10 protein-coding genes, 2 tRNA genes and 1 other RNA gene are annotated in these 15,007 nt (G+C 59.8%); 3 read left to right on the top strand and 10 right to left on the bottom strand.

Going from position 1 to position 15,007, the window contains the following annotated elements; translation table 11 throughout:
- Positions 1 to 117: 117 nt before the first annotated feature.
- The 6 genes from recR to ffs all read right to left on the bottom strand — a co-directional run bounded on the left by recR (position 118) and on the right by ffs (position 5,907).
- Entirely contained in the window at positions 118 to 774 is a 657-nt protein-coding gene (gene recR / locus HMPREF2692_RS12400) for a recombination mediator RecR (protein WP_061920107.1), read from the bottom strand.
- A gap of 78 nt (positions 775 to 852) precedes the next feature.
- The gene (locus HMPREF2692_RS12395) at positions 853 to 1,227 is read right to left on the bottom strand and encodes a YbaB/EbfC family nucleoid-associated protein (RefSeq protein WP_061920106.1); all 375 of its coding nucleotides are present in this window, start codon (positions 1,225 to 1,227) and stop codon (positions 853 to 855) included.
- 65 nt (positions 1,228 to 1,292) lie between these two features.
- Positions 1,293 to 3,836 (bottom strand): DNA polymerase III subunit gamma and tau, encoded by a 2,544-nt coding sequence (locus tag HMPREF2692_RS12390; protein WP_061920103.1) that lies wholly within the window; start codon positions 3,834 to 3,836, stop codon positions 1,293 to 1,295.
- Positions 3,837 to 3,892: 56 nt separating this feature from the next.
- Entirely contained in the window at positions 3,893 to 4,369 is a 477-nt protein-coding gene (locus tag HMPREF2692_RS12385; RefSeq protein WP_061920101.1) for a suppressor of fused domain protein, read from the bottom strand.
- Between the two features lie 69 nt (positions 4,370 to 4,438).
- The gene (locus tag HMPREF2692_RS12380; RefSeq protein ID WP_070586871.1) at positions 4,439 to 5,710 is read right to left on the bottom strand and encodes an aspartate aminotransferase type Ic; all 1,272 of its coding nucleotides are present in this window, start codon (positions 5,708 to 5,710) and stop codon (positions 4,439 to 4,441) included.
- 100 nt (positions 5,711 to 5,810) lie between these two features.
- An RNA gene (gene ffs / locus HMPREF2692_RS12375) (signal recognition particle sRNA small type) lies at positions 5,811 to 5,907 on the bottom strand.
- 186 nt (positions 5,908 to 6,093) lie between these two features.
- Here ffs and HMPREF2692_RS12370 point away from each other — a divergent pair.
- Positions 6,094 to 6,182, top strand: a tRNA-Ser gene (locus HMPREF2692_RS12370).
- 566 nt (positions 6,183 to 6,748) lie between these two features.
- A tRNA-Ser gene (locus HMPREF2692_RS12365) sits at positions 6,749 to 6,837 on the top strand.
- Positions 6,838 to 6,927: 90 nt separating this feature from the next.
- On the opposite strand, the gene HMPREF2692_RS12360 is transcribed toward HMPREF2692_RS12365, so the two are convergent.
- From HMPREF2692_RS12360 to HMPREF2692_RS12350, 3 genes are read right to left on the bottom strand one after another with little or no spacing between them, the layout of a single operon-like run.
- Positions 6,928 to 7,452, bottom strand: a complete 525-nt coding sequence (locus HMPREF2692_RS12360) for a methylated-DNA--[protein]-cysteine S-methyltransferase (RefSeq protein WP_070823733.1) — start codon at positions 7,450 to 7,452, stop codon at positions 6,928 to 6,930.
- 21 nt (positions 7,453 to 7,473) lie between these two features.
- Positions 7,474 to 9,525, bottom strand: a complete 2,052-nt coding sequence (locus HMPREF2692_RS12355; protein ID WP_070823732.1) for a YhgE/Pip domain-containing protein — start codon at positions 9,523 to 9,525, stop codon at positions 7,474 to 7,476.
- Entirely contained in the window at positions 9,525 to 12,137 is a 2,613-nt protein-coding gene (locus tag HMPREF2692_RS12350; protein ID WP_246823460.1) for a YhgE/Pip domain-containing protein, read from the bottom strand. The genes HMPREF2692_RS12355 and HMPREF2692_RS12350 overlap by 1 nt, the downstream gene beginning before the upstream one ends.
- A gap of 527 nt (positions 12,138 to 12,664) precedes the next feature.
- On the opposite strand from HMPREF2692_RS12350, the gene HMPREF2692_RS12345 reads away from it, so the two are divergent.
- Positions 12,665 to 14,653 (top strand): acyltransferase family protein, encoded by a 1,989-nt coding sequence (locus tag HMPREF2692_RS12345; protein WP_070823730.1) that lies wholly within the window; start codon positions 12,665 to 12,667, stop codon positions 14,651 to 14,653.
- Positions 14,654 to 14,674: 21 nt separating this feature from the next.
- On the opposite strand, the gene HMPREF2692_RS12340 is transcribed toward HMPREF2692_RS12345, so the two are convergent.
- Complete coding sequence (locus HMPREF2692_RS12340) at positions 14,675 to 15,007, bottom strand: hypothetical protein (protein ID WP_061920092.1); 333 nt, start codon at positions 15,005 to 15,007, stop codon at positions 14,675 to 14,677.

The following is a 15,007-nucleotide window of genomic DNA, read 5'->3' as shown; positions in this document are numbered from 1 at the left end:
CTGACGCTCGCGGCTTGCCTTAGCCCGGCTTGCCTTAGCCGCCCTAAATGCCAAATCGTCGCCATTTTCGCGCAACTTGGCGCCACAATCCGGCAATTAGGGCGGCTGCTAAGACAGCTACACCGTCAAACGACCCGACAGCGCGCGGGACAGTGTCAGTTCATCCACGAACTCAAGGTCGCCGCCCAGCGGCATGCCTGATGCGAGGCGGGTGATCTTCAGATCCGGGAAGTCACGCAACAACCTCACCAGGTAGGCCGCGGTAGCCTCGCCTTCCGTATTCGGATCGGTTGCGAGGATAACCTCTTTGATCTCCGGCGTCGTGTCATACAACGGCGCGTCCGGGGTGGAATCCGCCAGCTCGCGGTCAGGCAACACACCACCGATGCGCTGCAAGAGCACGGAGATGTTGAGGTCCTTCGGGCCCACGTTCGCCAGCGGGTCCAAAGCGCCGCCTAGAACGTGGTAGCGCCCCTCATACTCACCGGTGCGCTCGATGACCTGGATGTCCTTAGGCTCTTCTACAACACAAATAGTGGATGCATCGCGCTGCGAGTTCACGCAGATTCGGCAGACTTCTTCGCGCGAGATGTTGCAACAGATACGGCAGAAAGTCACGCCATCACGTACCGCGCCGAGCGCGTTTTGCAGGCGGTCGACGTCCTCCGGATCCATGTGCAGCACGTGAAAAGCGATACGCTGCGCCGACTTCGGCCCGACACCCGGAAGGCGCGAAAACTCGTCGATGAGATCCTGCAGAGGTCCTTCGAACACGATTCTCCCTATCTATGAAATGCAAAAAGGCCGCTTCCCCCACTGCGGGGAATAACGGCCTTTTAGTTTAACGCGCGACTACTGGTTGCCGCCGAAGACATCCTGGAAGGAAGGTCCATCGTAGCCCTGCTGGGACTGGCCCATGCCCTGGGACAGCGGGCCAATCTTTTCCTGAGCCAGCTTGCCAGCGGCAGCGTGTGCTTCCTTGAAAGCGCCGATGACGAGGTCCTGGAGGGTGTCAACGTCCTCAGGGTCCACAACGGACTTATCGATCTGGAGGTCGACGAGCTCTGCGCCGCCGGTCATGACAACCTTAACCAGGCCGTTGCCTGCGGTGCCTTCAACGTGTGCGGCCAGGATTTCTTCCTGTGCCTTCTGCAGCTCAGCCTGCACGCGGGCAGCCTGTGCGAGCAGGTCGTTCATGTCATTTGCCTGGGACATTGGGTCAGTCATGGAAAGTCCTTTCAACGTAAATTTCTTTAAGATTTTCGCTACCCGTCAAGTGTACAGACGCTTAACTACAAGCGCCGTGCACCTAGCTCCTTGGTGAGCAGTTCCATCGCAACTTCCGTGGAGCTGCGGTGGTCCATCTCGCCGGCGTTTTGGGCTTCCTCCATCATTTCGCGTTCTTGTTCATCGCGGGAGTAGGCCTGTTGCGGTGGTTGCGCAGTGCTTGCCGACGCCCCCATCTCCTGGTTCTGCTGCCCCAGCCCCGGTTGGCTGGGCTGCGGGTCAGCTGGATAGTACTCCTCTGGTGGTGCCTCAAAATCGTCTTCCGGCGCTGGTTCGGGCGGCAGCGGTACACCGTTGCCGAACTGCGGAATCTTGTTGAATTCCTCGTCACGCTTCTGTGCCACCTGTGAAGCCTGCGCAATTCGCGAACGCCAGTCACCACCCTGCTGGGATGACTGCTGTGCCGGCTTCGCTGCTTGCTGACGCGGGGCCTGCACCTGCGCAGGCGGAGTAGCTTGCGGTGCAGGTTGATGCGCGCTTGCCGCCGCTGTGGCGGCCGCCGCAGCCGCCGATGCCGCAGCCGGTGTCACTGGCCCGGGGCTCTCTTCGCGAGCAGGCTCGTTGTTCTGCGTGCCGATAGGTCGCGGTGCTCCCCACGGATCATCAGATGCAGACGCAGATGCGCTGGCAGACTGCTCCGATTGCTGCTCGGGTTCAGTCTGCGGGCTAGGCCTCTCAGACTCCTGTTCTGACTCAGCGGACTCGCGCTGTTGCTGGTTTGGGTTCCACGTTGGCTGCTGCCGCGGAGTGCTTTCGCTAAAGCCTGCTGCCTTCGGGTTGGTGCCGATAATGCAGTTGACCTTGATGTCACGGCGCAGCTCTTCCTTAAGAACTGCCACGATTACATCGTTGTTGGACGGCGAATTGATTCGCTCCGCAAGGGCACCAGTGGTGTGTCCCAAAATCAATGTGTCATCACGGAAGCCAAGCACGCGCGCCTCAGCGAGCATGATCTCTGCAACCTTGTTGCGACGTCCCACGGCCGCGCGAAGGTTCGACCACTGCGAACGCACTTGCTCCGCGACATCAACTGCATGTTCCTGCGCTGGTTCCTGAGCAGACCGCTGTGCCGGTTCCTTGGCTGGTTCCTGAGCAGACTCCTGTACAGGTTGAGTCTCGGTTCGCTGCTGAGGCGCCTGTTCGGCGCGCTCAGCTGGCTGTTCCTCGGACTGCTGCGGCTGCTGTGCAGATGCCGATTGCTCCGGCTGAGCCTGCGGCGCCTGGGCCTGTTGCTGTTGTGCCTGCTGTTGAGCTTGACGGTTACGGCGAGCAGCGATGATGGCAGCCGCCGCGGCTGCAGGGTCTTGAGCTTGGGCAGTAGCGGGTGCAGGTTGGTTGGAAACTGCGGTATTTGCGTGGCCGGCAGCAGGCGTTCCATCGGAAGCGCCTTGCGGTGAGCCAGCGGGCATGCCCTGTGGCAGCGCAGCAGTCTGGCCCGCGGCGGCTGCTGCAGGCGCAGAGCCAACCAAGAGGTGAGCACACAGGATCTCCAGAAGCAGGCGCGGCGAAGTAGCGCCACGCAGCGAAGAGATGCGGCTGTTGACGGTCTCTGCCAGGTAAGCCAACTGTGGGCCGGTGAAACGCTGGGCTTGGGCCAAAAGGATTTCGCCGCGGTCGGTCGGGGCCGAGACCAAGCCGGCCTCCAAAGCACCCGGCACTGCTTGCAGAATCATGAGATCACGAAGGCGATCCAAAAGGTCGATGGTAAAGCGACGTGGCTCGTGGCCGGCTTCAATGACGTCGTCGACGATCATGAACAAGGCTGCCTTGTCTTGCTCGGCAAGCGCCTCAATGGTCTTATCCAACAGACCTAGGTCAGTCACGCCCAGCAGCGGACGCGCAATGTCATAGGTCAGACCGTCAGGCCCCGCACCAGCCAAGAGCTGATCCAGAATAGACAAAGTATCACGCGGGGAACCGCCACCGGCCTGGATGACCATGGGATACACGGAATCATCGACGTGCACGCCCTCCGAAGCCACAGTGCGCTCCAACAGGCCCTTCATGGCCGGCGGGGTCAGCAGGCGGAACGGGTAATGGTGGGTACGCGAACGAATGGTGCCGATGATCTTTTCCGGCTCGGTGGTGGCAAAAATGAAGATCACGTGCTCCGGTGGTTCCTCCACCACCTTCAGAAGCGCGTTGGCGCCCGAGGCGGAAATCATATGTGCCTCGTCGATAATGAAGATGCGATAGCGCGACTCAGCAGGTGCATAGTACGCGCGGTCACGCAGCTCACGCATGTCCTCCACACCGTTGTGGGAAGCCGCGTCAAGCTCAGTTACATCCAGATTGCCCGGGCCACCTGGTGCCAGCGAAACACAAGACTCGCACACGCCACACGGGGTAGACGTAGGCCCCTGCTCACAGTTGAGCGAGCGGGCCATAATGCGCGCTGAAGAGGTCTTGCCGCAGCCGCGCGGACCGGAAAACAGGTAGGCATGATTGATACGCCCTGCGTCGAGGGCAGCGGATAAAGGCTTGGTGACCTGCTCTTGGCCGACCACTTCCGCGAACGTTGCTGGACGATATTTCCGGTATAGAGCCACGGTTAGTCAGTCTACATTCTGTGCCCGACACTCTCCCCCGCAGCGGGCGGAGCAAGCTAGCCGGCGCGCTTCCAATCGAGGATATCGACGCCCTGTTCAGCTACTGCTTCCTGCAGCTTGGCGACGCCCTCTTCCACCGCATAGGCATATTCTGAATCGGTAAGCATCAGCAGCTGACAGACCAAAGTCAGCCGGCCGTCCTCCGGCAGCTGAGGGGTGCTACCGCCCCACAAATAAGGCGCGATCAGCAGACCATGGTGCACGTTGAGCGAATCTTCCGAAAGTATCTCCGGCAGCATGATGCCCGGCTGGGCCGGCAGCATGCCTCGGGCCTTGATCAGCTTTTCTGCAGCCGCAGTAACCGCAGCAGCTACCTCCGGCTGCGTCGCGCGCGCTACGGTCAGCAGCTCGCAACGCACATCGACGCCCTGCTCCGCATGCTTGAGCCCCGTGTCTACCTCGCCGAAGGTGGTGGTAACGGCGAGGGACTGGGCGTCGTCAAGCGCGGCTAAACCAAGCCGGCGGCCTTCCACGTTTTTAAACTCCAGCGGAACGGGAATGACCTGGCTTAGCCAGTACGAAGTCTCGTCGGAATTGATGGCTTAAGCCCCCAACTTCTCCAAAGCGGCGAGCAGCACGCAGGTTGCGACGCCGTCCATTGCAGCCTCGACCTCTTCCTGCGGTGGCAGCGAAGGTGCCAAGCGGATGTTGCGGTCATTCGGGTCCTCGCCGTGCGGGAAGGCAGAGCCAGCCTTGGTCAGCACGATGCCGGCGTCCTTCGCCAGCTCCCAGACGCGGGTGGCGGTGCCATCGACGACGTCGAGGGAGATGAAGTAGCCGCCCTTCGGCTCGGTCCACTGCGCGACCTCGTACTCGCCCAGGCGGGACTGAAGGATGCGCAGGACAGCGTTGAACTTCGGAGCCAACAGCGCCGCGTGGCGGCGCATGACCGCACGCACGCCTTCGGCGGAACCGAAGAACTGGTAGTGAGCAAGCTGGTTGATTTTATTCGGCCCAATGCCGCGAATCTTCGCGTGGGAGAGGTACCAATCCAAGTTCTCGCGGGAGGACGCGAAGAACGCAACGCCAGCTCCGGCGAAGGTGATCTTGGAGGTAGAAGACATAGCCCAGAAACGGTTCGGGTTGCCTGCCTTAGCTGCAATGTCGAGAATCGGCAGGATCTCCGGGAACTCATCGGTGAGAGTATGGACCGCGTAAGCGTTGTCCCAGATGATGCGGAAGTCTGGCGCTGCGGCTTCCATGGAGGCCAACTCTTGGGCGATCTCTTCGGAGATGGTCACGCCAGTTGGGTTACCGAACATCGGAACGGTCCACATGCCCTTGACCTGCGGGTCCTTGACCAATTCCTTGACGGCGCCGAGATCGGGGCCGTCGGAAAGCATAGGGACCGAAATCAGCTCGAAGCCGAAGTGCTCCGTGATAGCGAAGTGGCGGTCATAACCCGGAACCGGGCAGATCCACTTGACGGTCTCTTCCTGGGACCACGGACGCTCGGACTCATTGGTACCGAAAGCATAAGCCCAAGAGATGAGGTCGAACATGATGTTCAAGGAGGAGGAATCTCCAGCCAACAGCAGCTCTGGGTCGATGTTGGTCAGCTTGCCCCACAGCTCACGCAGTTCCTTGATGCCCTCAAGGTTGCCGTAGTTGCGAAGGTCGTTGCCTGCGGCGTCGGAATAGTTGCCCGCGCCTGGCAGCTCGAGCAGATCGTTGGACAGGCTCAATTGCGCCTTTGCGGGCTTGCCGCGGGTCAAATCCAGCTTCAGGCCCATAGCCTTCAGCTCCTCGTAGTCCTTACGAACCTTCGCTGCGAGTTCGTCGAGCTCAGACTTTTCGAGATTGAGCAGGGACATTCCTGTCCACCTTCCGGGTTAGTTGCGGGTAGTTGCGAATATATGGCAACCAATACTAACGCTTGCGTGCAGCTTTTGTAATGTTTATCACCCAGAAAACTTAAAAGGGACCCCGCGCACCCGTCAGAGCCTCCTGACCCTTGCTGCATTCCTGCCCTGGGGGAGTTCAGAGGATGGACGCCACGCGGAATCCTGCCGATAAGCCTAGCGCGCCTGCTACCCCTGCGGCAAACCGTTATTGCCCCCAATCGCCGCGGCCCCGCTCCTTCCCATCGCTGCGGCCGCTGTTACGGCTACTCCACTAGCGCCGGACGCAGGTCGGCCTACCCGGAGTGCGCAGTACGAATTTTTCCTTGGGGCCTGCTCGTGTAGAGTCTTCCAACGGAGGATTCGACTAGCGGCCTATGTCACACGCCTGGAACGCGTGCGGGAGTCACATCCCTCAGGGGTTCAAATCCCCTATCCTCCGCCACGGGTCCCAGCTCTTCGGAGTTGGGACCATTTGCATTTTCTTGGGTTACGTTTTCTTAGGTCCGGCGCCACTGCCCGACACCCTCCCCCAGCTTCTTTCGCCCGACATCCCCCCGACATCCCCAAGGCACCGCAAATACCCAGACGGCAAACGAGGATGGTAAATCCACGCACCACCTGCCCTACTGTTCCACTTCCACATCAGCGATTGCGACAAGGCTTGACCATTTAGGAACGCGGCCTGCCATTCAAACGGAGATCAGTACTCCGCGGCGGCACGAAAGGGCCAAATGGTGAGGTGCAGATGGTGAGTTCACCATTCAGCAACCCCACCAGTTAACAGCACCACCATCCGCAAAGGGTCGACCTCACCATTTGGACGTGACCTCACCATTTGGAGGCGGCGCCCGCACGGATTGCACTCAGGCCGCGCGATTCATGCTCGGCCCGAATAGTTTGCGCTCGGCCCGCGTGGCTCGCGGACGACCTGCGCGATTTGCAGGCCACCTTTCCGCTATTGACCTGCGGATTTTGCCGCTCTAGACAAGGCTGATAATGTTTTCCAACGGAGGATTCGACTAGCGGCCTATGTCACACGCCTGGAACGCGTGCGGGAGTCACATCCCTCAGGGGTTCAAATCCCCTATCCTCCGCCACGGGTCCCAGCTCTTCGGAGTTGGGACCATTTGCGTTTTCTTGAGTCCGGCTGGGTTGGCAGAGCAAAGGCGGAGCTAGGGGGACGAGGACTAAGGCGTTCGAGCGCCACTTTCTAGGCGCAGCAGCATCTCCTTCGCCTCCACGCCGCCGCGGTAGCCGCCGAGACTGCCGTCGCTGCGCAATACGCGGTGGCACGGCACGATAATCGGCACGGGGTTACGCGCGCAGGCGCTGCCCACGGCGCGGACAGCCTTGGGGTTTGCGGCGGCGTCGGCAAGCTGGGCGTAGGAGGTGGTCGCACCGTACGGAATGTCCGTCAGTAGCCTTTGGACGCGCTGGCGAAAGCCCGAGGTGAGGGCCTCATCAATGGGCACGCTGAAGGTGCGGCGCGCGCCTGCGAAGTACTCGTCTAGCTGTGCGGCAGCAAGAGTCGGCACCGGACTTGTACCCATGGTTGCCGGACCGATCTTGTTGTTAAGGAGCGCCAAGACTTCCGCGGACTCTTCGCACGCGAAGGCCAGATAGACCACACCCCGCTCAGTCGCCGCCACGAGGAGTTCGCCCACAGGCGAGTCGACGTAACGATAAGTAACTGAGCGGGGTGTAAATGCCATGCCGGCGATTCTAGTTCGGTATTACATCAGCTTGGTCTCAGCGAGTGCTGCATCCAGCTTCGAGGTATAAGCATGCAGTGGCTTGTGCAAGACGATGCCGAGGAAGAACATCGGCAGCAGGAAGACCAGCAGCACCAGCAGCGAGAGCCAGTAATCAGCGTGATAGACGCCGCCGATTGCCGCACGGAAGGCACGAATCGTGTACGTCGCCGGCAACCACGGGCTGATGTTCTGGAACCACTCCGGCAAAAGCTGCAGCGGATACGCGCCGCCGGCACTGGAGACCTGAATGACCAACAAAAGCACGCCCAAAGCCTTACCCGCGTTGGCGAAGGAGACCACGAGCGTATAGATGATCATCATGAATACGGTCGAAGAGACCCAGGCCGCCAACCACAGCAGCACCGGATGTGCCGGTTCTAGCTGCACGAAGAAGATAAGGCCAAGCGAAAGCAGCGTGGACTGGAAGAAGCCAATCAGCGCGAAGATGCCGAAGCGGCCAAAGAAGCGCTGCACCACGGTATAAGAGTCGCGGTTGCTGACGTCAGTACGCAACGTGACGGCCGTAAGAAGGCTACCTACCCACAGCGCCAGGGTGGTATACAGCGGCGCCATGCCCGCGCCAAAGGACGCCACCGGATAGACCGGTTGGCGGTCCACTGAAACCGGCGAGGCGATAAAGCTTGCCAGGGCATCCGGGTTATTGCCCACCACCTTGGCTAGGCGCGAGAGATCGCCGGTATCGCGTGCGCGGTCGAGCTCATCTTTTAGCTCGCCGAAGCGGTCCGCATCCGAGTCCAGCTCCTGAGCAAGGGTGCTCAGTGCATCCCGGGCGCCAGTCAGAGACTCGGTGTCCAAGCTGATACTGGAGCCCTGCGAGTCGATGTCACTGCCGATGCGCTGCAGGGAGTCTTGGAGCTTGCCCACAGAGGTGCGCAGCTGCGAGTCGCGGCTAGACTCGATCGCTTGCTGGGCGCGGTCGATGGAAGAAAAGTCCGGCTTCTGCGCACCCGGCGCATTCGCTGCGGCCACCAAGCGGGAGTGTACGGCCTCCTGTGCCGCAATGGCCTCGTCGAGGTTGCTGGTCAGCTGCGCGGCCTCAGCCGGCAGCACTGGCTTCACATCGCTATTTACGCGATCCCGCAGGCCTTTGTAGGCATCAATCTGGCCTTGCACCTGGCCTGCCAGCGTATTCAAGGTGGCCTGCATCGAGGCGCGCGAGGTATCTGCTGAATCGTATAGTTCGTCGATGCGCTGGCGTACTACATCGTAGCTATCGGCGGTCTGCGAAAGCGCCGCGTCGAGGGACTCCGTAGACAGGTTCAGATCTCCAGTTGGGCCCGACAGCGAAGGACGCGGCGCATTGGCGATGCGTTGTGCGCTTTCTACTAGCGGCACTGAAGAATCCACCAGGCTGCCCATCGAACGGGCCGTACGCGCGCCGGTGTGCAGCTGTGTTTCGATGCCATCGGCACGAGCTTCAATGCGCTTCAACGTTGCCTTTGCGTCGGACTCGTTGAGGTATTCGTCGAGGGAGGAAATCAGGCCTAGGGAGACGTCGCCAAGCGTGTGTGTGAAGGACTCCGCGATCTGGGAGGAAACGCCCTCTGCGCCCTTATTCGTAATTTTCGGCGCCAGCGCGTTCTTCTTCTCGTTGGTGTACAGCGAGATTTCGGTCGGCTTGGAGCCTTCCGCATAGAAGGTCATCATGTCCGAGCTGAAATGCTCCGGCAGCACGATGGAGGCGTAATACTCGCCAGATTTCGTGCCGTCGATGGCGTCTTCAGCGTCGGTGATGACCCAATCCAACTTGTCATTTGCACGCAGCTCCGAGAGCACCTTCTCGCCTACGTTGACCGGAACCGGGAAGATGTCGCTTTTATAGCCGGTATCCTCACTGGCCACGGCTACCTTCAGCTGGCCCGTGTTGGAGAAAGGATCCCAGCTGGCCAACACGTTGAACCAAGTAAACAGCAAAGGAATAACGACGAGGCCAAAGAGGATGACTGATGCCATGACGTTGCTAGTGGCACGGCGAAGATCATCCAGGAAAATTCCACCGATCTTTTTCATTATTTCTCCTCGCCTTTTTCGTCGAGAGTGCCTTCATTGTGCAAGACGCCGTCTTGGTACTGCGCCTCCTCAGCCGAAGCCGAATGCACACCTTCACCGCGGGCGGCAACGGAGTGCCGGAGCTCTTCCTCGTTGAAGTCCACCAACTCGGTGGACTGCGCGAGGCTCTTGCGCAGGTACTCGAGGGTGACCACGATGCCCAAGATAAGCAGGCACCACAGCGTCCAAATGCCCAACAACAATGGTTTCTGCGAAGGCACAAGCGCAGCCACGATGCCGAGCACCACCATGCCCACAACGCCAAGTACTGCAGCCACGCGGATCCAGTGCCTGTAATCGTGCTTGCGTTTTTCCAAATCAGCTGCGAATTCCTCACGGCCTTGCAGTGCCTTCAGGACATCGGCGAAGCGGTAACCATCGCCGACGATCTGGACGTTTTCTGCCGCGATGAGATCGGTCTTGGCCAGCTCGCGGTTAAAGAGCAAGTTAAAGTGCGCGAAGCTGCGACGCCCCAACAAGCCCAAGGCGAAAGCCACTACGAACATCAAGGCCAGCACGGACATGAACTTGAGATAGTGCAGACCATAGAAGCCGCCGATGGTCTCGCGCATGGCGTCGATGCCATATGAGAATGGCAGAAGCGGGTAGATGGAACGGAAGAAGTTCGGCATCAGCTCAATCGGGTACAGGCCGGAGGCACCCGGAATCTGTACGATGACCAGCACCACTGCAAGGCCACGGCCCACGTGACCAAGGGCCGTCGACAGCGCGTAGATGATGCTGAGATAAGCCAGCGCGATGAGCGTGCCGGTGGCAACGAATGCGACTGGATTTACCGTCTGTACGCCCACGGCCAAGTCACCCACGGTGACAATTACGGCCTGCACCATCGCCATCACGGCCATGAGCAGGAAACGGCCTAGATAAGCCTGGCCCACCGTGAGCCGCTTAAAGCCTTCGAGATCCACCTCCACGCGGAAGATGACCACGAGCACGAAGGCACCGATCCACAGCGAGAGGTTCGTAAACAGCGAGGCCATCGCGGAACCGTAGGAGCCCACCGGATAGACTGGCGCGCTCTTCACCTCAACGGGATCAGCGAAGAAGGAACCAATCTCATCGGAGTTCAGGCCGGTGATGGTCTGCAGTTCCTTGGTCCGCGAGTGAGCGGTGATGGCGCGGACGTCGTCACGCGCGCCCTCCACACCATCTTCCAGGGAGGCAAGATCTGAATCGAAGGAACCAAGTGCGTCCTGGGTTGCGCCGAGCTGCTTGCCGACGCCGTCCAGCAAGTTCTGTGCTTCCTCCATCGTCGCCTTTTGGGTGTCCAGCGAAGCCGAGAACGCACCGACCTTGGAGCTTAGGTTGCTCATCGCGCGATTAATCTCCGGCACAGACTTATCGACGGTGTCCGAGAGAACCTGGGAGGTCTTCTTCGTATCCTGCGCCGCCTGATTGACCGCATCCGCCGTGGACTTCACGGACTTGGCGGTCTCATTGCTGTCATTGCTGAGTGCTTGGAGATTACCCAGCAGCTGCTTATTCGCAGCGTTGCCCTCCTCCAAAGTGGCAATTGCATCATTGAGCGGGCCCGCCACACCCGGAGCTACGGCGGGCGAATTAACGACATCACGCAGCTGCCGGATGGATTCATCCCCGGCGGCAATAGCGTCGTTGGTTTGCTGGGTCGCGGAGTTAAAACGGGAGTTTGCTTGGTCGAGCTGCGCAGTAATATCCGCGACGGATTCCTGGGCGCGCGCGGTGCCTTGCGCGACGCCGGTTGACCCCTCGACGAAAGCCGAGGTCAGGGAATCGGTATAGCCGGTGACGTCGCCTTGTGCGCTGGCGATGACATTCTGGACGTCGCCAAGTGCGGCTTGTGCATCCGTCATAGCCTGCTCAACATCGCGCACCGTCTGCTTGGCATTTTGCATCTTGACCTGCGAGTTGCCAAGCTTATCGCCAACCTCACGCAAATCCGCACGCGCGGACTCGATGTTATTAGCCGCCTTGTCGAAGGCACCCTCCGAACTCTGGCGAGAGCGCTGCAGCCGGTCTTCGAACTTATTGCCCTCATCGCGCACCGAGGAGGCCGCTGCCTCCGCCACCTGCTGCTTGAATGCAGAGGTGATCTGCTCGTCCAAGCTAGATGCGGCACTGTCGGTGATCTTGGGCGCGATTGCGCTGGCCTTCTCATTGACGCGGTACTCCAACGTTGGCTGCGCATATTGGCCATGCAGCGCGCCTAGAAGATCCGAGCTGAAATTCTCCGGGATGGTCACCGTGGCGAAGGTCTCCCCGCGCTCCAAGGAGCGCTCGGCTTCTTCAGCGTCAAGGAATTGCCAGCCCAGCTGGTGATTGTCATGCAGCTGCTCCGTGACTTGCTTGCCGACGTCGATATGACCGGTGACATCAGAAGATCCGCCCTTGTCCTCATTGACAACGGCGACCTTAATATTTTCGGTTGCTCCATATGGGTCCCAGAAGGCCGCGATATTGACCCACGAATAAAGCGCGGGCGTAATGACCAAACCGATGAGAATGATCCACGACTTCTTGGTGCGCCCAAGACGGGCAATATCTCTTAGAAAAATTTGCCAAGCATAACGCACGCTGAACACACTACTTAAGCTTTCGGACATGGCGTTAACCAGCACCTTTATTGTTCAACGAACGAAAGTAGTTCATTTTAGAAACTATTCATTTCAAGCTGCGGGCCGACGGTTTTATACAGCTTTCCTTCCCCGGACGAGGGCTTGAGCAAACTTGGGACATCGGAGTTATTTCCCGAGCTTCTCGGCCTAAACGGAACCCGCACTATCACTTACGCTTTCGAGACTCGCCTTAGCACGCAAAAGGCACAGCCTTTCAACACCGCGATCTATAGACCACCTTTAAACCACTTTGTTAAATATGTCACTCACCGTATATACGAGGCCTAAAGAACTACATAAAACTTTTACTCACCCCCGCAACCCCCACACCGTGGGGAATATTCTCCCCCAAGAGCCAAACATGTCGAGACAAGGGTTTAGAGTAAGTGGAGCTTTGCGCTGTGACTGGCCTTCATTTTTAAAGCAGCGCGAGAGATGTCCGTTTCCGCCCCCTTGATTGATGTTTCCCTATAGGAGAATTCCGGATGCCAAGACCGGTTGATTCACATACCTCTTACGTGCCCGCAATCGACGGCCTGCGTACCATCGCTGTGCTCAGCGTCGTGGCGTATCACCTAGACCCGGCCTGGCTGCCCGGCGGCTACTTGGGCGTCGGTATGTTCTTTACGCTCTCTGGCTACCTCATTACTGCCAACCTTATGCGCAGCCACCTGCGCGGCAAGGGCCTTGGCCTGCCTACCTTCTGGCTGCGCCGCTTCCGTCGCCTCGTGCCGGCAGTCGTGCTCATGCTGGTCGCCGTAGTATTGCTGACGATCTTCTTCGATCTCCCCAAGCTCGGCGAGACCAGCGGCCATGCGCTCAGCGCGCTGTTCTACGTCAACAACTGGCATGTCATCTTGGAGGGCCAGTCCTACTTTGACCGCTTTGCCGGCCACGCACCGCTGGACCACATGTGGTCGCTGTCGGTGGAAGAGCAGTTCTACCTATTCTGGCCGCTCGTGTTGTTTGTGCTGCTCAAACTCACCCGTGGCAAGCGCAAGCCGCTTCTTATTTCCACGCTGGTGCTTGCCGCACTGTCCTTCGGGTGGATGGCCTTCCTGTTCAACACCGGCGCCGATGCCACCCGCGTCTACGAGGGCACCGATACCCGTGCCGGCGGGATTCTGCTTGGCGCTGCCCTCGCTATCGCACTGACCAAGCAGCGTGGCTACCGTATCCCGCCGCGGGCACTTACCATCCCGGCTTCCATTCTCGGTCTGGTTGGTATTGGCCTGCTCTTCTGGTTGCTGCCGGACTATTCGCCGCACCTATACAACTGGGGCCTTATCGCTCTTTCCATCGCCACCGTCGCGGTCATCGCCGCGGCCTTGGATCAGCGCAGCCTTCTCTCCCGCTTCTTCGCGCTGGCACCACTGCGCTGGATCGGTGAGCGTTCCTACGGTATCTACCTCTGGCACCTGCCTGCCATCGTGTTCATTCCAGATTGGTCCGTAGCGCACCCCATCTTGGTCACCGTGATCTCCATCCTCCTCGCGGCCATTTCTTGGGCGCTAGTTGAGGACCCGATCCGCCGCAACGGCGTCGTCGAGCCGGTGAAGAATTGGTGGGCGAAGCGCAAGAGCATCGGCATGCCGCGCCTTGGCCTTACCGTTCCAGCCACGCTTATGGCGGCCGTGGTTGCAATGGGCATTCCGGCCGCATGGAACGATGCACTGGGCCAGGAGGAAACCCCAGGCTCGCAGCAGATGGGCTTGAAGGTCGGTGGAGGCGGCCCCAAGAAGGACACCGCGGCTGCGGCGCCAGCACCTAATGCCTCTTCTAGCGCGGCCCCAAGTTCCGCTGCCCCAGATCCGAACCAGAAGGGCAAGACGCGCTGCACCACCATCATCCACGTCGGTGACTCCACCTCCATCGGCATGTTCTCCGATGACTACGTCTCCGATCCTTCACTCAATGCCCAGGTGACCTACAAGAACGTCGGCGCTCAAGAAGTCGTCGCAGACGTCACCGGCGCCCGCTCCACCGTTGAGGCCCTCGAGGGGGATCCAACCATCCTCGATTCCGTTAATCAGCTGTTGCAGCAGGGCTACGGCGAGGACGATTGCTGGGTCATCGGCGCTGGTGTGAACGACGCCGCAAACCGCGCCGTGGGCGGTTCCGGCGAGGAAGACTGGCGCGTGGACCAAATCATGCAGGTGCTTGGCAAAGCCCCCGTAATGTGGCCGACTGCCAAGACCAACCTGGATTCCGGTGCTTACGCCAACGCCAACATGGCGCCTTTCAACGAGGCCCTGCTCAAAGCGCGTGACCGTTACCCGAACTTGGTGGTCTATGACTGGGCTGCCGATGCCCGGGCCGAGTGGTTCTTGGAGGGCGATGACGTCCACTACAACACCGGTGGCAACGAGAAGCGCGCGGAGTACTTCTCCAAGGCAATCGCCAAGGCATTCCCTGCTGACGGCTCCAAGCCGGACAAGCAGATCGTGGCCGTGGACTCTCAGCCCACGCAATAAGAAGCTTCTTAAAAGCGCTCGTTAGAAGGCCGGTGGCTCGTAGCCATCGGCCTTTAACCATTCAATATGAGGTGGGGTGTTGTGGCCCCACTCATTGCGGGTCCACACAAAAGCCTCTTCTACTTCTGCTTCCGAGTAGCCGCCATCGCGCAGATAGGCCTTGAAACCGTTTTTGCCCGGCTCCTTAATCCACAGCCAGATATAGTCCAGCACACTGTGATCCCCCAGCAAGTCCTGCAGAGACTCCGGCAGGTATTCACGCTCGGCGCGCACGCGGGCTTCTAGGTCCTCGTCGAAGAAGTCGTACAGATAATCCATACTGTCTTCCAGCTGGGCATATTCGAGTGCATTCAT

This window comes from Corynebacterium sp. HMSC036D03, assembly GCF_001836185.1.
In the GTDB taxonomy this organism is placed as follows: Bacteria; Actinomycetota; Actinomycetes; order Mycobacteriales; family Mycobacteriaceae; genus Corynebacterium; species Corynebacterium simulans.
The sequence above is the reverse complement of the archived record's forward strand: the minus strand, read 5'-3'. Positions and strand labels throughout refer to the sequence as shown.